This is a genomic window from Streptomyces sp. NBC_00727 (assembly GCF_045161745.1).
Lineage (GTDB): Bacteria > Actinomycetota > Actinomycetes > Streptomycetales > Streptomycetaceae > Streptomyces.
Genome location: NZ_CP108981.1, coordinates 3,663,531 through 3,681,072, shown reverse-complemented (window position 1 = coordinate 3,681,072; position 17,542 = coordinate 3,663,531). Strand labels below are relative to the sequence as shown.

The window sequence follows — 17,542 nt, the reverse complement described above, 5'->3', positions numbered from 1 at the left end:
CCACCTCACACCTTCTCCAGGGCGAATCCGGCCCGGATCCACCGGCTCGACTCGACGCACAGGCCGAGCGCCCGGTCGCCGTCCGCGAGCTCGGGCACCAGCCGGTCGAGCTGGAGGAACGGCAGGGCGTTGCCGGTGTTGCCGGTGTCGGCGACGCAGGAGACCTTCCGGGCGGGGCAGTCGGGCAGCCGCTCCACGATCCGGGCGGTCATCCGCTCGGAGAGCTGCGGCGGCAGCAGGAACCCGATGTCGTCCAGGCTCCAGCCGAGGCCGCCGAGCAGGTCCCAGAGGATCTCCGATGCGATCGGCGGTACGTGTTCCTCGATCGCCTTGTAGTCCTCGGCGAGCATCGGCCGGTCGGAGTCGCGGTCGGTGGTGCCGTACCAGTCGAGGAGCTGGCCGGGCTGCCGGCCGCGTCCGGTCCAGGAGTTGAGCACCGAACGCACGGCGATCCGCTCGCCCTCCGGCTCGGCGGTGAGCACGGCGGCACCGGCCCCGTCCCCGAACAGGACGTAGTTGACGAGTTCGCTGGTGGGGATCTTCGCGGCGTCCTGCCGGGGCGACAGGAAGCGGTACGTGACGTCGCCCCCGATGACGAGCCCGGCGTGCCGCCCGCCCGCGATCAGGCTGCGGCCCAGGTCCAGGGCCTGCACGGCACCGGAGCAGCCGGCCTGGATCTGGTAGACGGGCAGATGGTCGAGGCCGAGCCGGTCGGCGACCTCGGTCGCGGTGGTGGGCAGCAGGGTGTCCGGGGTCGCGGTCGCGAGCACCAGGAACTCGATGTCCGCGAGGCCCAGCCCCGACGCCCGTACGGCCTGGGCCGCGGCCTCGGCGCACAGGTCGGCCAGCGAGCCGTGCACCTCACCGGTGGCCGGGTCCCAGCCGAAGTAGCGGGTCCGGGTGCCGACGAAGAGGTCGATCCACTCCTTGCTCGCCCCGAGCATCTTGGCCAGCGTGGTGTTGTCGACCGGGTCGCCGGGCAGCGCCGTGCCGGTCGCGGCGATATGGACGTCGGTCATGCCGACCTCGCCATGATCACGCCGTCCAGGAACTCGGCCAGCGAACCGACCGAGCGCAGTGCGGGCAGCATCTGCTGCACGGATACCTCACCGACTCTCGGGAGCCGGGCCTCGACCCGGTTCTTGAGCTGCATGATCATCACCGAGTCGAAACCCAGGTCCTCGTGGAAGCGGGCCTCGCGCACCACGCGCTCCGTGGGGTAGCCGCCGACCTCGGTGACGGCTTCCACGACGGCGACGAGCACGGGGTCGTCGCCCCCGGCCCCGTCACTCTCTGTTTCACGTGAAACAACGCGACCGGCTGCCGCCTCGGGTCGCGGCGCCGCCTCGGACCGCCGTTCGACCGGGGGCCCGACCGAGGCCGGTGGCCGGTCCCAGTAGCGCTGGGCGGACGAGAAGACGTACGGGACGAGCGGTTCGGACACCCGGTGCTCCGGCGCGTACAACTGCTCCCAGTCCGGGTCGAGTCCGCAGCGGTACAGCGCGGCGACCGTCTCCGCCAGGTCCCGGCCGGTGCCCTCGGGCCCGGGCGCGGGATGCAGGAGTTCGGCGCCGCCCAGACTGCCGGCGCGGGCGGCGATCCGGGTCAGCTGGGGCTGCGGGCCGATCTCGACCAGGTGGGTCGGGGCGATGTCGCGTACGAGGGCGCCGAGCGCCGCGTCGAAGAGCACCGGCGCCTCGGTCTGGTCCGCCCAGTAGTCCGCGTCCATCGGCTCGTCGCGCAGCATCCGCCCGTACCGCGTCGAGGCCACCGGCAGCGCGGCGGGCGCGCAGTCCACCGGGGCGGTGCGCAGTCCGGCGGCGACCGGGGCCACCAGGGCGGAGTGGAATCCGTACGGGGAGGCCGGCGTCCGGGTCCGGATGCCGAGCCCGGTCAGCTCATCGGCGACCCGGGCCAGGGCGTCCAGCGGGCCCGACAGCACGGTGTCGGCGGGCCCGTTGAGCGCGGCGGTCACCACCTCGGGCTCCGCCGCCAGGGCCGGGGCGAGCGTCTCCGGGCCGGCCGCGGCGGTGATCATGCCGCCGCCCGGGGGCAGCGCGGCGGTCAGCCGGGCGCGCCGGGCCACGAGTGCGGCGGCCTCGCCGAGCGGGAGGACCCCGGCCGTGACGGCGGCCGCGTACTCGCCGAGGCTGTGGCCGAGCACGGCGGCCGGGGTGACGCCCAGCTCCGTGAGGGTGCGGGCCAGGGCGTAGCCGACGGCGAAGAGGGCGGGCTGGACCAGCTCGGGCCGGCCGCCCCACTCCTCACCGCCGAGCACGGCCTCGCGCACCGAGGCGCCGAGATGCGCGGCCAGCGCCTCGTCGGCGGCGTCGAAGTGGCGCCGGTAGGCCGGGGATTCGCGGTAGAGGCCCGCCGTCATCGCGGGGTACTCGCTGCCCTGGCCGGTGAAGAGGAACGCCACCACCGGGCGGCCCCACGGCCGGTCGGCGGCGTGCCGCAGCCCGCCCGGCGCGGGGGTGCGCAGCGCGACCGCCCGGCGCAGTCCGTCTACGAGTTCCCCGGTGTCGCGGGCGGTCAGCGCGAAGCGGTGCGGCAGACCGGTCTTGACCCGGTTGCTGCTCCGGCACAGGGCCGCGGCCCCGCCCTTGGGCAGCGCCGCGATGGCGTCGGCCTGGGCGGCGAGGTTGCGGCACAGCGCCTCCGGGGTGTCGGCGCTGACGGTGAACACCCCCGCCGCACCGGCGTCCGCGCGGGCCCGGACGGGGACGGCGCGCGGGGTCCTGGGGGCGCTCGCGAGGACGGCGTGGGCGTTCGTACCGCCCATGCCGAAGCTGCTGACCCCGGCGACGGTCTCGCCGCGCGGCAGCCGGGCCGGGGACTTCAGCAACCGCAGGCCGCGCTCGCCCAGCCGCAGCCGGGAGTTCTCGCGCTCCGCGTGGAGGCTGGCCGGGACGATGCGGTGGTGCAGGGCCAGCGCGGTCTTGATGAACCCGGCGATCCCGGCCGCGGCCTCGGTGTGGCCCAGGTTGCCCTTGACCGAGCCGATCGCGCAGGGGGTCTCGCGCGGAACGCCGTGCACCGAGCCGAGGGCCGCGCACTCGATGGCGTCCCCGAGCACGGTCCCGGTGCCGTGCGCCTCCACGAAGGCGACCTCGGCGGGGCTGACCCCGGCGCGCTTGTAGGCGGCGTTCAGGACCCGCTCCTGGGACCAGCGGTTGGGCGCGATCATCCCGTTGCTGCGGCCGTCCTGGTTGACCGCGCTGCCACGCAGCACGGCGTAGACGCGGTCGCCGTCGGCGAGCGCGTCCTCCAGCCGGCGCAGCACGACCAGGCCGACGCCGTCGCTGCGGCCGATCCCGTCCGCCTCGGCGCTGAACGGCTTGCAGCGCCCGTCCGCCGCGGCCAGGCCGAGCTGCCCGTAGACCAGGCCCAGCGAGGGCGAGAGCACGATGTTGACGCCGCCCGCGAGCGCGGTGTCGCACTCCCCGGCGAGGAGCGAGTTCGCGGCCAGGTGGACGGCGACCAGCGAGGACGAGCAGGCCGTGTCCACGGCGAGACTCGGGCCCGTGAGGTCGAAGTGGTACGAGATCCGGTTGGCGGCCATGCCCGCGCTGCTGCCCGAACCGAGCAGCGGGGTCACCTGCGCGAGGTCGCTCATCGTGAGCCGCCCCCACTCGCCGCCCATCACGCCGACGAACACCCCGGTCCCGCTGCCCGCGAGTTCGCCGGGCGCGCGCCCCGCGTCCTCCAGCGCCCGCCAGGCACAGGGCAGCAGCAGCCGCTGGTGCGGGTCCATCGCGGCGGCCTCGCGCGGGGTGATCGAGAAGAAGTCGCTGTCGAAGACATCGGCGTCGTCGATGAAACCGCCGCTGCCGCCGACCGCGGGGAAGTCCCGCGCCTCCCAGCGCTGTCCGGGGACGGGCCCGATACCGGCCCTGCCCCCCACCAGCAGGTCCCAGTACGCCCGCACGCCCGCCGCTCCGGGGAACGTGCAGTCGATGCCGACGACGGCGATGTCCCCCATCAGCTCTGGCCCCGCGCGGCGGCCGGGTCCGCCGGGACGTCCGGCAGCACGGCGGTCAGATGGCGCACGAGCGCGGTGACGGTCGGGAAGTCCCACAGCAGGGTCGGCTCGACCTCCAGGCCGAACTCCTCCTCCAGGTCGCCACAGAGGCTCAGCGCCGCCACCGAGTCCATGCCGTACTCGGCGAGCGGCACGGCCGGGTCGATCGACTCGGGCGTCCGCCGCAGGTAGAGCGCGAGGCGGGCCGACAGCCACTCGTACACGCCGTCGGCCTTCGCGGTGTCGGCGGCAAGGGTGTGCCGGCCGGTGGGGATGGTCATGGCGGACTCCTTCGGTCAACCCGGGATCGGGGTCGAGTAGAGGTCGTAGCTGGTCCGGGTGGAGAAGCGGAGCTGGACCTCGTGCCTCAGGCGCGTCTCGCACTCCGGGGGGAGCGCGTCGACGCGCGTGCCGAGCCGCCCGCAGATGCGGTGCAGCGCGGCGGCGGCCCAGGACGGGTCGGCGAGGAACGGGTCGGAGCCGTAGCGGGCCTGGTCCCAGACGCCGAGCACGGCGGCCCCGGCGAGCAGCAGCGTGTACCGGTCCATCAGGGCGAACCTGGCCGGCTGGGCACTGGTGGCCGGTCCTGCCGCCTCCAGCCGGAGCACCCGCCCCCGCACGTCCCGGAACTCCTCGACGAGCAGCCCCGCGAGGGCGCGCAGGGCGCGTTCCACGGGGCCGTGGCCCTCGATGCGCGCGGCGACCGCGAGCAGCGAGGCGCTGAGCGAGTCCCGGCCGCAGGCCAGCGCGAGCCGGTCGGTGCGCAGCGGCGGCAGGTCCCCGTCCAGCCGGAAGAGCCCGGCGGGCGCCTCGTCCTCGACGAACCAGGAGCGGCGGGCGAGCCGGGGCATCTGCGGGATGACGGTGGCCTGGCAGGCGACGGTGCCGGCGTGGCCGAGGCTGAGCACGGGCACGTCCCTGACGTGCTTCTGGAAGATGCCCCGGGTGCCCTCGCGGGTGTAGAAGTCGGAGCCCAGGACGATCGACAGGTCGTACATCGTCTCGCCGAGCACGCGCGGCATCAGGTACTTGAGCGCCGCCGAGGTCACGCTCGTCTCGGCGGGCAGCAGGTGCAGGGCGCGGGCGGCGACCACGGCGAGCGCGTCGTAGAGCAGCAGGCTGACGAAGGCGTTGGTGAGGGCCGCGCCGGTGCGGCTGTTGTCGGTGCCCCGGCCCTGCCAGCCGCCGGACTGCTCGCGGTCGATGCGTACGGCGGTGCGCAGGCTGGTGTCCAGGGCGGCGACGGCGGTCGCGGCGATCACGGTCCGGCTGATCTGGAAGGAGCGCAGCGCGGTCTCGATGCCGCTGCCCTCCGGGCCGAGGAGCGCGCTCCCGGGGACCGGGCAGTCGTCGAACTCCACCCCGGCGAACCGGCAGCCGCGCAGCCCGACCGGGGTCCTGCGGGCGGTGACGGCCGCGTGGGCGTCGGACAGCTGCTCTGGTTCCAGCAGCAGCACGGAGTGGCTGCGGCTGCCGGGGGACGGGTCGGTGCGGCAGAACAGGACGAGCGCCCCGGCCCGTTCCAGGTTGTTGACCAGCGGCTTCCCGCCGCTGATCAGATAGCCGCCGCCGGGGCCGCGCCGGGCGGTGACCTGGCTGCGGACGAAGTCGTTGCTGTGCGCGGTCTCGTGCTGGGCGATGGCCGCACGGCCGCCCGCGCGCAGCAGCCCGGCCAGCCACTCCCGCTGCCGGTCGCTGCCCGTCGCCCAGACGTCGGACGCGGCCATGAAGGTGGTCATGCCGTGCCCGATGGCCAGGCCCACGTCCCGGCGCACCACCGGCCGCATGACCCGGACCAGGGTGTCCATCGCGTCGAGCCGGCCGCCCAGCGAACGCGGCACGTACTCGTCGACGATCCCGAACTCGTCGAGCAGCGCCTCCCCCGCGGCGAACGGCACCGCGGCCCGGTCGGCTTCGAGGAGCGCGGTGTAACCGGCCGGGTTGGCCGGGTCGGAGGGGTCGCCGAACAGGTCCTCCAGCTGGGCGACCCGGGCCCGGACGGCGCTCTCGCGCCGCCCCGCGGCCGTTCCGGAGGTGGGCGGGAGCGCGGTGGGCAGGGTCGTCGCGGTGGGCAGGGCCGTCACCACCGCCTTCCTCCGTCGGCTCCCTCCGGCCGCAGCAGGTCGCCTCCGAACAGCACGTCCTCGGCGCGGGCCAGCGCCCACACGTCCGGGGTCAGCACCTCGTACTCACCGCGCACCACACCGTCCAGGAACAGCGTGCGCATCAGGGTCCGCTGGACCTTGCCGCTGCTGGTGCGGCGCACAGCGCCGGGGCGCACCAGCAGGATGTTGCCGGCCGGGATCTCGAATTCCTGGCCGATCAGGGCCTGGATCTTCTGGGCCACCGTGCGCAGTTCGGTGCTGTCGGCGACGCCGCGCACCTCCTGGACGAGGACCAGGTGCTCGCGGCCGGCGTCCACGGAGAACGCGGCACCGGCGCCGAAGGTCAGGGCGGGGCTGACCGTGCGGGCGGCCCACTCGACGTCCTGCGGGTAGACGTTGCGGCCGTTGATGATGACGACTTCCTTGAGCCGCCCGGTGACGAACAGCTCCCCGTCGACCAGCATCCCGAGGTCGCCGGTGCGCAGGAAGTTGCTCTCCTCGTCGTTGACGGCGGCGAGGAAGGTCCGGACGGTCTCGGTGGGCCGCCGCCAGTAGCCGCGGGCGACGCTGTAGCCGCGTACCCATATCTCGCCGACCGCGCCGGGCGGCAGCTCGTGGTGGGTCAGCGGGTCCACGATCCGTACGTCGGTGTCCACGGGCACGCCGCAGCCGACGAGGGTCCGCCGGCGGGTCCCGGTGCCGGCCGCCTCGGCCCGGTCCCGCTCCAGCTCCGTCTGGTCGAACTCCTTGCGGACGTACGGGGTGCCGGGTTCGCCGCCGGAGACGACGAGCGTGGCCTCGGCGAGCCCGTAGCAGGGGCGCAGCGCCTCCGGCCGGAACCCGGCGGGTGCGAACCGCTCCGCGAAGGCGTCCAGGCTCTCGGCGCGCACGGGCTCGGCGCCGTTGAGCGCGAGCCGCCAGCGGGACAGGTCGAGCGCGGCGATCTGCTCGTCCTTGACCCGGTGGACGCACAGGTCGTAGCAGAAGTTGGGGCCGCCGCCGACGGTGACGCCGTACTCGTCGATGGCCTGCAGCCAGCGCAGCGGGCGCTTCACGAAGGAGAGCGGGGTGACCTGGACGCTGTGGCTGCCGAGGTACACCGGGTGCAGCAGGTGCGCGACCAGGCCCATGTCGTGGAAGTACGGCAGCCAGCTGCCGAAGACGTCCTCGCGGGTGGTGTGCAGCAGCTTGTGCAGACTCGCCTGGTTGGCGAGGAGGTTGCGGTGCGAGACGGTCACGCCGCGCGGTTCGGAGACCGAGCCGGAGGTGTACTGGAGGAAGACCAGGTCGTCCGCGCGGGCCGCGACCGGCCGCCAGGCCTCCGGGTCGCCGATCTCGGGCACGTCGGTGACCAGGCACTCGGCGGTGGACCGGGTGTTGCGGGCGAGCCACAGCGCGACCTCGGGCGCGGCGTCGGTCTCGGTGAGGACGACGGCGGCTCCGGTGTCCTTGAGCACGGCGGTGGTCCGGTTGAGCCGCTTGTCGCGGCCGGCCTCGCCGGGCAGCGGTACGGGGACCGCGACGGCTCCCGCGTACAGGCAGCCCGCGAAGCCCTTGAGGAACTCCACGGTCGAGGAGTAGGCGAGCAGCACGGGCTGCTCCGCCACGCCGTAGCTCTGGAGGCAGGCGGCGATGCGTCTCGCCTCCCGGTCCAGTTCTCCGTAGGTGAGGTGCTCGGCCACCGGACCGTCCGCGGTGTCACGGAGGAAGACGTGCACGTCCTCGTCGGCGAGTTCGGCCGTCCGGGCGCGGAGCAGTTCGGTGAAGGTGGCGAAGCGTGACTCTGACATCCGCGGCATCCCCTCGCGTCTGCGGGCCCGTGGATGTGCGGCCCTCGTTCCCGCCGATCCTCCGCAAAGGCCCTTGCGGCTCGCTTGCGCGCCCCGGCGCACGCGCCGGACTCAGGGGTCGGCAGGGGTGCACCGAGGGAGGGGGTACGGGTGACGCTCGGCCCATGGACACCCACACCGAACCCGCAGAGGCGACGCGGACGGCGATCGTCTTCCCCGGCATGCAGCCGACGGCCTTCTCCGAGGTCTCCCGGTTCATGCTGGTCAACCCGTACGCGCGCGAGCTGTACGCGCGCGCCGACGACACCCTCGGCTACCGGCTGGCCGACCGCTACCAGGAGACCGAGGGCGACTACTCGCTCTACGGGCAGATCTCCTTCGTGGTGAACTGCCTGGCCCTGGCGCGCTTCGCCGCTGAGCGGCTGGAGGTCGACCCGTCCCACGTGACGGGCCCGAGCTTCGGCGCCCGCGCCGCCGCCGTGTACTCCGGGGTCCTGGACTTCGCCGACGCCGTGACGATGACGGCCCGGCTCGCGGAGACGATGGAGGACTACTTCGCCCGGGAGCACCCCGCCCTGGTCACCCAGTCGATGGCCCGGGTGCCGCAGGAGGGCGTGGCGGAGCTGCGCCGGGAGCTGGAGGAGCGCGGCGAGTGGAGCGACATCGCCTGCGTCGTCGACCACGACTTCACGATGCTGACCGTCCACGAGTCGGTCCTGGACTGGCTCCAGCGCCGTATCCGCTCGCTCGGCGGAATGGCGATGTACACGATGAAGCCGCCGATGCACTCGTACCTCTTCGACGGGCTGCGCGACCGGGTCGACGAGGAGATCTTCGCGGGGCTGACCTGGTCGGACCCGCGGCTGCCGGTGATCGCGGACCAGGACGGCCGTACGGTGACGACGGGCGCGGGCGTGCGCGAGATGCTGCTCGACGGTTTCGTCCGCACGGTGCGCTGGCCGGACGTGGTGGCCGCGCTCAGGGCGGCGGGCGTGGGCCGGCTCTGCGTGGCCGGCGCGGACGGTCTGTTCACCCGGGTCGCGTGCACCACGCGGAACTTCCGGGTGATGCCGGTGACGCCCCGCTCCGCGATGCGGCCGGTGCGGCGCCGGATGCCGGTGGCGGCCTGAGCACCGTACGCACGCGGAAGGGGCCGGTGCCGCGAAGGCGCCGGCCCCTTCCGTCGTACCGCTTACCTGCCGTCCACCGTGAAGGCGTAGAACGTGCCCTCGGTGCTGCTGCCGGTGGTGCCGGCGCCGTCGGCGAACCGGGCGTAGCCGTTGCCCCAGTAGACCGTGCCGTCGACGACCGCCGGGCCCGCGTTGGAGGAGTACGGCGCGGTGAACTCCCACAGGTACGCACCCGTGGCCGCGTCGAAGGCGTACATGTGGCCGCTGGTTGAGCCGCCGAAGACGACGCCGTTCGCGGCGGTCAGGGCGCCCCAGGCAAAGCCGTCGGTGCGGTCCGCGACCTGCCAGAGGATCTTGCCGGTCTGCGGGTCGAGCGCGGCGAACGAGCTGCGGTTGGTGGTGGTGCCGTCGGCCAGCTGGTAGTCCAGCCTGTTGAAGTTGGCCTCGGCGAGGTAGATCCGCTTGTCGTCGTTGGCGGTGCCCCACTCGATGCCGCCGACGTGTCCGCCGGGTCCGGCCGCCGCGCTCCAGACGACGTCGCCGTCGGTGGCGTCCATCAGCCAGTACTCGCCGCTCTTCTCACCCGCGCCGATCACCTTGCGGGGGCGGCCGTCCGCGCCCTTGATGGTGAACAGGTGGGCGCCGTCACCGAAGTCGTAGTCGTAGCCCGGGTTCGGCGGGCAGTTGTTCGGCGGGAGCCCCGGCAGGCAGCCGGTGTTCCAGGCGTCGAACCGCTTGGCGCCGGTGTGCCACTTGATCCGGCCCGTGGTCATGTCCAGGGCCAGGACCGTGTCGACGTAGTTGTCCTCCTGGTAGCACTGGGCGGGGGTGCCGCCGGCCGTCTGGCAGTCGGAGACCTCCTTCGGCACGGTGTAGTTGTTGCCGGTGGTGAAGTAGACCGTGTTGGTCGACGGGTCCAGGGCCGGGGTGCCCCACACGGCGACACCGCTGTAGCCGCCCGGCTTCCCGCCGTTGTCCGGGGTGGTGAACTGCCGCCACAGCACCTTGCCGGTCCTGGCCGAGATGGCGTTCACGCTGCCGCGGAAGGTGCAGCAGGGGTACGTGGGGTCGTACGCGCCCTCGGACTCGCGCGAGGAGACGCCCTGGTAGATGACGCCGTCGTGGACGACCGGCGACTGCGTCAGCACGGCCTTGTACTGCTGGTCGATCTCGCGGGTCCAGATCTTGTTGCCGGTCCTCGCGTCCACCGCCATCAGGACGGCCTTCGTCCAGTCGGCTATGTAGACCCTGCCGCCCACGACCGTCGGGCTGGACCGGGAGACGGAGGCCTCGTCGCCGGTGTACTCGGAGACCTTGTGCGACCAGATCTCCTTGCCGGTCCGGGCGTTGATCTTGTGCAGGTAGCCGCCCCAGTCCGGGAAGTACACCGCCCCGCCCACGACCGCCGGGGTCGCCGACACGTCGCCGTGGGTGGCGTACGTCCACTTGGCCTTCAGCCGGCTCGCGTTGTCCTTCGTGATCTTGTGCTCCGCCGCGGCGGAACGGCTGTTGGCCAGGTCGTGGCCGCCGGTCGACCAGTCGACCTGTGCCGCACACGCGTTGGAGGGGGCCATTCCGAGCGTGGTCGCCAGCGCCACGGCGGCGAGCAGAGTGAACCTGCGGGCCGTCTTCCGCGTCGGCCGGGGTCTTGTGAACATGACTGACTGTCCTCCTGAGGACGGGTGGTGAGGGTGATACCTGTGGGGTCTGTGGGGGCCGGGCAGGCCCTGGGGTTACGGAGCCGGGCTCGCGGCGCGGGCGCCGGGCCGGCCCTCGGGGGCGTCTTGCCGCTCCGGGCTGAGGGCCGCGGCTCCGGGCTCAGGCGGCGCGCGCCGGCTCCGGCTCCTTCGTGCCGTGCCGCTCCGCCGCGAGCGCGGTGAGCGCCAGCCGGTCGGTCTTCTTGTTGGTGTTGAGGGGGAACTCGTCCAGCCGGTGGTAGTGGCGCGGGATCAGCTGCGGCGGCAGCACGGCCGCCAGATCGCGGCGGAAGTCCCTCGGGGCGCGCTGCTCACCGAGGTAGAACGCGACCAGCTCGGTGCTGTTGGCCACCGGGACACCGACCACGACCGCACCCGTCACCGGGCACGCCGCGCGCATCGCGTGCTCCACCTCGGCCAGCTCGACGCGGTAGCCCTGCACCTGCACCTGCGAGTCCACCCGGCCGAGGTAGACCAGCTGGCCGTCGGCGAGCCGGCGGACCCGGTCCCCCGTCCGGTACCAGCGCAGCCCGCCCCGCTCCAGGTACTTGCCGCGCCCGTCCTCCTCGTCGAGGTAGCCGGCCGACAGCTGCGGCCCCGCGAGCCAGAGTTCGCCCTCGTCCGCCGCCTCCTCGCCCCGCTCGTCGAGGAGCAGCTCCGCGTGGCCCTCGTGGAGCAGGCCCAGCGGGACGACGCCGTTGACGCCGAGCCGGGTCGACTCCTCGGGCGACCAGCGGTGGCGGTGCGTGGTGATGGTCATCTCGGTCGGCCCGTAGACGTTGATCACCGCGGAGCCGGGCGCGGCCCGCTGCCAGGCGTCGGTGTCCTCGAACTGCAGGGCCTCGCCGCCGAAGTACGTCCAGCGCAGCGTGGGCATCGAGCCGGGCAGCAGCCGTCCGGTGCGCCGGGACAGCGAGATCACGCTCGGCGCCGAGAACCACACGGTGATCCCGTGCTCCGCCACGAACCCGGGCAGATCGCGGTACGCGTGCGCCGGCACCGACACCAGCGGCGCCCCGGCCGCCCAGGCGCACCACAGGTCCGAGACCGCGGAGTCCCAGTTGAGCCCGGCGGCCTGGGAGAACACGTCGTCGGCCGAGAAGTCGTACCAGGAGTCCATCAGCGCGAAGTAGTGCGCCATGTTGCCGTGGGTGAGCCGGACCCCCTTGGGGCGACCGGTGGAGCCCGAGGTGAACAGGATGTACGCCACGTCCCCGGGCGCCGCGTCCCGGGGCCCGGTCAGCGCGGTGTCCGGGCCCGCCGCGAGCACCGGCAGCCCGGCGCCCTCGGCCAGGGCCGTGGTGCCGGCCTCGTCCAGGTGAGGGGCCAGCACCGGCAGACCGCCCAGCTCCGCCCCCGTACCGCCGGCGAGCAGGGCCGCGCCCTCCTCGTCGACGACCAGGGCGGACACCTCGGCCGCGCCGAGCATCGAGACGACCTTGCCGGCGGGGAAGCCGGCCGGGATCGGGACGGCCGGGAGGCCCGCGTACAGGCTCGCCAGGATGCCGACGTACGCGGTGGTGCTGCGGCCGGTCAGGATGCCGATGGCCGTGGGCGGTCCGCCCGGGGCGGCCAGCAGGGCGCCCGCCCAGGCCAGGGCCGTCGCATGGGCCGTCGCGTAGTCCACGGTGTCCGCGCCCACCCGGACGGCGATGCGCTCCGGGGATTTCTCCAGGCCCCGCAGGAAACGCGCGTGCAACGCCTTCGACGCCAATGATTCCATTTCCGCTCCTCATTTCCCGGCATACTCTCGGGACTTTCCCGGGACATTTCCGTGACACGTTGACAGCCGCCGACGGACGCCCTCATCATTCCCGTATGCCAGAACTCGCGAATCACACCTGGGACGAAGCCTTCGAGGCCGTCATCCGCCCGTTCCTGCCCTATCTCGACCCGGGCGAGAAGCTGACCGACGATTCCCCGCTCAAGGAGCTCGGACTCGACTCCATGGGCACGGTCGAGCTGCTCGCCGCGTTGGAGAGCGCCTATTCGGTGCGCTTCCTGGACGACGCCCTGAAGCTGGAGAATTTCGCCAGCCCGGACATCCTGTGGAACACCCTGATCACCAAAACAGAATCCGCGTGAGAAAACGGATACACCGCCCGGCCCGACGAGGATTTCGCATCCGAGTCGGGCCGCTCCCGTTCACCCGATGCCGCTGAATTTCAGCGGATTTCACAGAAGGCGCTGGAAACTTTCCTCGACCCGGTCCAGCACGGACCGGACGTGTGGCAGTTCCAGCGGTTTTTCGGCAGCCAGTGACATTTCCTGCTGCTCCGCGTTCTCGCCGTAGAGCATGCTCGTCGCGCACTTGAAGCGCAGGGCCCCCGGCTCGTCCCCGAGGAGGTGCCCGGCCAGGACCACGGTCCCCAGGTCCAGCATCCGCCGGGCCAGCGAGGCCGAGTCCGTCACCTCGTGCTTCCCCAGCTCCTCGCGGACCGGCTCGAAGTCCGGGTACACGTAGAACGCTCCGGTGGGCGGCCGGCAGCGCGCCCCGGCCCCGACGGCGATCCGGTGCACCTCGCGGGCGACGGCTCCGTGCAGCCTGGCGCTGGCCCGCAGCCGCTCCCGGATCTCCGCGGGCTCCCCGAAGGCGTACTCGGCGGCCTCCTGCATCGGGCCCGCCAGCGTCGACCAGACCTCACTGGCCACCGAGACGACCCCGGCGCGGATCGACTCGCCCCACGGCCCCTCGGGGAAGCGCGCCGCCCCGATGCGCCAGCCGCCCACGGCGAGGGACTTGCTGAGCCCGGTGCAGACGACGGTCCGGGCCGGCGCCACCTCGGCGGGGCTGAGGTAGTCCGCTTCCGGGTCGTGCATGACGTCCCGGTAGATCTCGTCCGAGACGACGAGCAGGTCCTCCTCCTCGGCGATGGCGCACAGTTCGCGGATCATCGCGTGCGGGGCGAGGGTGCCGGTCGGGTTGTCCGGCAGCGTCAGGATCATGATGCGCGGGTCGCGGCCCTCGGCCCGGGCGGCCCGGATGTGCTCGCGCAGCACGGCCGGGTCGGGCACCCCGCCGCACTCCTCCGGGATCGGCACGGCGATCGGCTGCTTGCCGGCGAGCCGGGCCTGCGGGGCGTAGGTGTTCCACGCCGGGCGGGGCAGCAGCACATCGCCGGGGACCGTGTGGTTGACGGCCATGAGCAGCGGCTTGCTGCCCGGGGCGACCACGATCTGCTCCGGTCCGGTGGGCAGGCGGCGCCGCCCGAAGTACCCGGCGACGGCCTCCCGTACGCCCGGCGAACCGGCCACCGGGCCGTAGGCGTTGCGCCGCGCCCCCGCGACGAGGCGCTCGACGAGCGGCCCGAAGGCGGGCAGCCGCGACTCACCGAAGCCGAGGTGGACGAGGCGCTCGCCGGCGGCCTGACGCTCGGCTACGAGCTGGTTGAGCGCGAGGTTCGGGGACATGTTCATCGTGTTCACGCCTGGCTCCCCACCCCGGCCGCCGCCGTCCGGCTCCCGAAGAGCTCCGGCTCGGGCGAGCGGGCCGGCCCGGCGATGGCGCGGGCGATGTCGGCGGGCACCGAGTGGTCGAGCCGGAGGTCGTCCACCCAGGCCGCGTCGGCGTCGTAGTGCGCGAGGAAGGGGCGCCCGACGAGCTTCGGGTCCCGCGCCTGCATCATGCGCAGCTGGAAGAACAGCCCCTCGGCCTTCTCGACGACCCCGTCGACGGCCACCTTGCCGGGCGTCGCGGACATCACCGGACCGCGCACCGTACGGGCCAGGCCGGGCAGCGTCGCGTAGGCGTCCCGGTAGATCTCCGCCGCCCGCGCGAGCGGCACCCGGAAGTAGTCGTACGGACCGGTGTCGCGCTCCACGAACATGTAGTACGGCACGGCGCCTACGGCCAGTTCGGCCCGCCACATCCGCGCCCACACGTCCGCGTCGTCGTTGACCTTCGCGATCAGCGGCGCCTGGCAGTAGACCAGCGCCCCGGTGGACCGGATGCGGGCGATGGCGCGGCGCGCGAGGTCGGTCTCCAGTTCGCGCGGGTGGCTGAAGTGCGCCATCACGGCGAGGTTCCGGCCGGTGGCGACGACCTCCTCGAACAGCCGCAGTACGTCGTCGGCGTCCGGGTCGGTGACGTACCGCTGCGGCCAGTAGGCCACGGACTTCGTCCCGATCCGGATCGTGCGCACGCTCTCCAGCGACAACAGCGGCTCCAGGTGGGTGCGCAGCCGCGCGGTGGACATCACCATCGGGTCGCCGCCGGTCACGAGCACGTCACCCGCGTCCGGATGCGTCTCCAGGTACGAGATCAGGCCACGCGGGTCGGGCGCCGCGAACCGCAGCTCGCTGTCGCCGACGAACTGCGCCCAGCGGAAGCAGTACGTGCAGTACGAGTGGCAGGTCTGGCCCTGGCTCGGGAAGTACAGCACCGTCTCGCGGTACTTGTGCTGGAGCCCCGGGAGTTCGACGCCGTCGCGGGTGGGGACGTTGAGTTCCTTCTGCCCGGAGGGGTGCGGGTTGAGCCGGCCGCGTATCTGCTGCACCAGGGCTCGCAGCGCGACCTTGCCGGAGGGGTCCGCGGAGAGCCTGGCCAGGTCCCGTTCGTTCTGCTCGCTCAGCATCCCCTTCTGCGGGAAGACGAGCTGGAACATCGGGTCCTCGGGAATGCGGTCCCAGTCGATCAGCTGCGACAGGACGTATTCGTTGACCCGGAAGGGCAGCACCATCGACGCGAGCCGGACGGTCTCCCGTATGCCGGCGGGCAGGCCGTGGCGGTCGGCGATCTCGTCGAGCTGCCGTGGGCCGTAGGCGCGGAACCGTGCCGCCTCGGCAGGATCGGTTGCCAGCAGGGACATACGGATATTCCTCCAGCCTGGTGCCCGGCAGTCCGAGCGTGTGCTCGAACACGATGCCGATGCTAGGGACGCGAATCGGCCACCGGACCCCAGAACCGACCCCAGCCGGACCCTTACGAAGAGCCGCCACCCCTGGCCGTTTTCCGGGGCCCCCGGGGCATGGCGAAGCCGCCCGGGAGCGACGGGGGAGACGCTCCCGGACGGCTGCTTTCGGACCCCTTGAGGGGTGGGTGTCAACGCCGGACCCGCGCGGGAACGGCGTTACGCGAGCCCGGTTCCCGGCTCCTGCGCACCCGCGTTCGGGGACTGTGCGGCAGTCCCCTCCCCCTCGGTCGGCTCGGTCACCTTCGCGTTGTCCTGCTGTACGGAGCGCAGCCCGACGAGCGCCACGACGGCCGCCCCGGCCATCACGACCGCGCCGGCCACGGACGCCGCGTGCACCTCGGTGGTGAACGCGGACCGGGCCGCGTCGACGAGGTTCCCGCCCGCCTCGCCGGGCAGCCGGGCCGCCGCCGCGAGCGCACCGCCGATCGTCTCGCGCGCCGCGTCCAGCGCGCTCGCCGGCACCCCGGCGGGGTCGTCCAGCGCGGGGCTGTTGCGGTAGGCGGTGGCTCCGATGGAACCGAGGACGGCGACCCCGAGGGCGCCGCCCAGCTCCTGGCAGGTCTGGAGCAGCGCGGAGGCGGTGCCGGCGCGCTCCGGCGGCACCTGGCCGACGACGAGTTCGGTGACCAGCGTCAGGACGGGGGTGAGGCCGACGGCGAGGGCGATGATCCCGATCAGGATCAGCACGAGCCCGTCCTCGTCCGGCACCTGAGTGAGCATCAGCAGCGCGACGGTGGCCAGCCCGAAGCCGCTCGCGATGATGACGGCCGGGCGGATCGTCCGGACGAGCACCGTGGCGAGGGGCACGACCGCGCCGACCGCGATGGTCCCCGGGATCGTCCACAGCGCGGACTTCAGGGCGCTCATCCCGAGCACGGACTGCATGTACTGCGTGGAGAAGAGCGAGTACCCGACGAGGGTGAAGCAGGCCAGCATGTTGACGGTCACCGAGGCGCCGAACGCCCGGTTCCGGAACAGCGACACGTCGATCATCGGATCGGCACTGGTGCGCTGGCGGCGCAGGAACACCGGGACGAAGGCGAGCCCGACGACGATCGCGACGACGTACGGCACCGTGAACCCGTCCACGGCGATCTTCTTGAACCCGTAGACGACAGGCAGAATCGCGGCCAGCGAGAGCACGGCGCTCACCAGGTCGAACTTCCCGGCGGCGGGGTCCTTGAACTCCGGCAGCAGGAACGGCCCCGCGACCAGCAGCAGCACCATCACGGGCACGTTGATCAGGAACACCGACCCCCACCAGAACCCGGCCAGCAGCGCCCCGCTGACCACGGGCCCGAGCGCCGCCCCCGCGGCCATGCCCGTCGACCACACCGCGATGGCGGTACGCCGCTGGCTCTGCTCCCGGAACAGGTTCCGGATCAGCGCGAGCGTGGAAGGCATCAGCGTCGCCCCGCCGATGCCCTGGAACGCCCGGGCGCTGATCACCATCTCCGGGCTGTTGGCGTACGCGGCGAGCAGCGAACCGGCGCCGAAGACCACGGCCCCGATCAGCAGCAGCCGCCGTCGCCCGATGCGGTCACCGAGGGCGCCCATGGTGAGCAGGACGCCGGCGAGCACGAATCCGTAGATGTCGATCATCCACAACTGCTGGCTGCCGGACGGCCGCAGCTCCTCGCTGATGGACGGGATCGCGAAGTAGAGGACGGTCAGGTCCATGGAGACGAGCAGCACGGGCAGGAGCAGAACGCCGAGGGCGATCCATTCCTTCCGGCCCGCTCTGGCCTCCGGTCCGGTAGGTGCGTTCTCGCTCTGGGAGCTGGTCATGGAGACGGTCCAATGCTGGGGGGACGGGACGTACGTATCAGTGAACGGAAGTACTGGCGCGTAGGGGCCCCGCGCGCAAGGGAACAGGGGTGCAA

Annotated in this window: 12 protein-coding genes; 2 read left to right on the top strand and 10 right to left on the bottom strand. The window is 73.0% G+C overall.

Translation table 11 applies throughout. The annotated features are described in order from the left end of the window. Positions 1-5: 5 nt before the first annotated feature. The 5 genes from OG242_RS16395 to OG242_RS16375 are packed head-to-tail and all read right to left on the bottom strand — an operon-like array spanning position 6 to position 7,919. Positions 6-1,019: a 3-oxoacyl-ACP synthase III family protein gene (locus OG242_RS16395; protein WP_405898874.1), complete on the bottom strand. Its 1,014-nt coding sequence runs from the start codon at positions 1,017-1,019 to the stop codon at positions 6-8. Further along, positions 1,016-3,985, bottom strand: a complete 2,970-nt coding sequence (locus tag OG242_RS16390) for a type I polyketide synthase (RefSeq protein WP_405898873.1) — start codon at positions 3,983-3,985, stop codon at positions 1,016-1,018. The genes OG242_RS16395 and OG242_RS16390 overlap by 4 nt, the downstream gene beginning before the upstream one ends. Further along, complete coding sequence (locus OG242_RS16385) at positions 3,985-4,305, bottom strand: acyl carrier protein (protein ID WP_405898872.1); 321 nt, start codon at positions 4,303-4,305, stop codon at positions 3,985-3,987. The genes OG242_RS16390 and OG242_RS16385 overlap by 1 nt, the downstream gene beginning before the upstream one ends. Before the next feature lie 15 nt (positions 4,306-4,320). Next, complete coding sequence (locus OG242_RS16380; RefSeq protein WP_405898871.1) at positions 4,321-6,108, bottom strand: acyl-CoA dehydrogenase; 1,788 nt, start codon at positions 6,106-6,108, stop codon at positions 4,321-4,323. Next, entirely contained in the window at positions 6,105-7,919 is a 1,815-nt protein-coding gene (locus OG242_RS16375; RefSeq protein ID WP_405898870.1) for a fatty acyl-AMP ligase, read from the bottom strand. Before OG242_RS16375 ends, OG242_RS16380 begins: the two co-directional genes overlap by 4 nt. A 164-nt stretch (positions 7,920-8,083) precedes the next feature. Between OG242_RS16375 and OG242_RS16370 the strand changes: the two genes are divergently transcribed. Beyond that, entirely contained in the window at positions 8,084-9,049 is a 966-nt protein-coding gene (locus OG242_RS16370; protein WP_405898869.1) for an ACP S-malonyltransferase, read from the top strand. Between the two features lie 62 nt (positions 9,050-9,111). On the opposite strand, the gene OG242_RS16365 is transcribed toward OG242_RS16370, so the two are convergent. Both OG242_RS16365 and OG242_RS16360 read right to left on the bottom strand, forming a co-directional pair. Beyond that, entirely contained in the window at positions 9,112-10,707 is a 1,596-nt protein-coding gene (locus OG242_RS16365) for a PQQ-binding-like beta-propeller repeat protein (RefSeq protein ID WP_405898868.1), read from the bottom strand. A 160-nt stretch (positions 10,708-10,867) separates the two neighbouring features. Further along, complete coding sequence (locus OG242_RS16360) at positions 10,868-12,469, bottom strand: AMP-binding protein (protein ID WP_405898867.1); 1,602 nt, start codon at positions 12,467-12,469, stop codon at positions 10,868-10,870. Positions 12,470-12,564: 95 nt separating this feature from the next. Between OG242_RS16360 and OG242_RS16355 the strand changes: the two genes are divergently transcribed. Further along, the gene (locus OG242_RS16355; RefSeq protein ID WP_405898866.1) at positions 12,565-12,831 is read left to right on the top strand and encodes a phosphopantetheine-binding protein; all 267 of its coding nucleotides are present in this window, start codon (positions 12,565-12,567) and stop codon (positions 12,829-12,831) included. Between the two features lie 90 nt (positions 12,832-12,921). Here OG242_RS16355 and OG242_RS16350 read toward each other — a convergent pair whose 3' ends face one another. From OG242_RS16350 to OG242_RS16340, 3 genes are all read right to left on the bottom strand, one after another. Further along, positions 12,922-14,172, bottom strand: coding sequence for a pyridoxal phosphate-dependent aminotransferase (locus tag OG242_RS16350; protein ID WP_405898865.1), 1,251 nt, complete (start codon positions 14,170-14,172; stop codon positions 12,922-12,924). Beyond that, entirely contained in the window at positions 14,169-15,554 is a 1,386-nt protein-coding gene (locus tag OG242_RS16345) for a KamA family radical SAM protein (protein ID WP_405898864.1), read from the bottom strand. Before OG242_RS16345 ends, OG242_RS16350 begins: the two co-directional genes overlap by 4 nt. Positions 15,555-15,815: 261 nt before the next feature. After that, a complete protein-coding gene (locus OG242_RS16340) occupies positions 15,816-17,447 on the bottom strand; it encodes an MFS transporter (RefSeq protein WP_405898863.1) in 1,632 nt (543 codons plus the stop codon). Positions 17,448-17,542 lie beyond the last annotated feature (95 nt).

What these genes read in the sequence shown, in the direction of transcription:
- OG242_RS16395 (WP_405898874.1), bottom strand. Translation starts at nt 1,019, where the DNA reads ATGACCGACGTCCATATCGCCGCGACCGGCACGGCGCTGCCCGGCGAC.
- OG242_RS16390 (WP_405898873.1), bottom strand. Translation starts at nt 3,985, where the DNA reads ATGGGGGACATCGCCGTCGTCGGCATCGACTGCACGTTCCCCGGAGCG.
- OG242_RS16385 (WP_405898872.1), bottom strand. Translation starts at nt 4,305, where the DNA reads ATGACCATCCCCACCGGCCGGCACACCCTTGCCGCCGACACCGCGAAG.
- OG242_RS16375 (WP_405898870.1), bottom strand. Translation starts at nt 7,919, where the DNA reads ATGTCAGAGTCACGCTTCGCCACCTTCACCGAACTGCTCCGCGCCCGG.
- OG242_RS16370 (WP_405898869.1), top strand. Translation starts at nt 8,084, where the DNA reads ATGGACACCCACACCGAACCCGCAGAGGCGACGCGGACGGCGATCGTC.
- OG242_RS16365 (WP_405898868.1), bottom strand. Translation starts at nt 10,707, where the DNA reads ATGTTCACAAGACCCCGGCCGACGCGGAAGACGGCCCGCAGGTTCACT.
- OG242_RS16360 (WP_405898867.1), bottom strand. Translation starts at nt 12,469, where the DNA reads ATGGAATCATTGGCGTCGAAGGCGTTGCACGCGCGTTTCCTGCGGGGC.
- OG242_RS16355 (WP_405898866.1), top strand. Translation starts at nt 12,565, where the DNA reads ATGCCAGAACTCGCGAATCACACCTGGGACGAAGCCTTCGAGGCCGTC.
- OG242_RS16345 (WP_405898864.1), bottom strand. Translation starts at nt 15,554, where the DNA reads ATGTCCCTGCTGGCAACCGATCCTGCCGAGGCGGCACGGTTCCGCGCC.
- OG242_RS16340 (WP_405898863.1), bottom strand. Translation starts at nt 17,447, where the DNA reads ATGACCAGCTCCCAGAGCGAGAACGCACCTACCGGACCGGAGGCCAGA.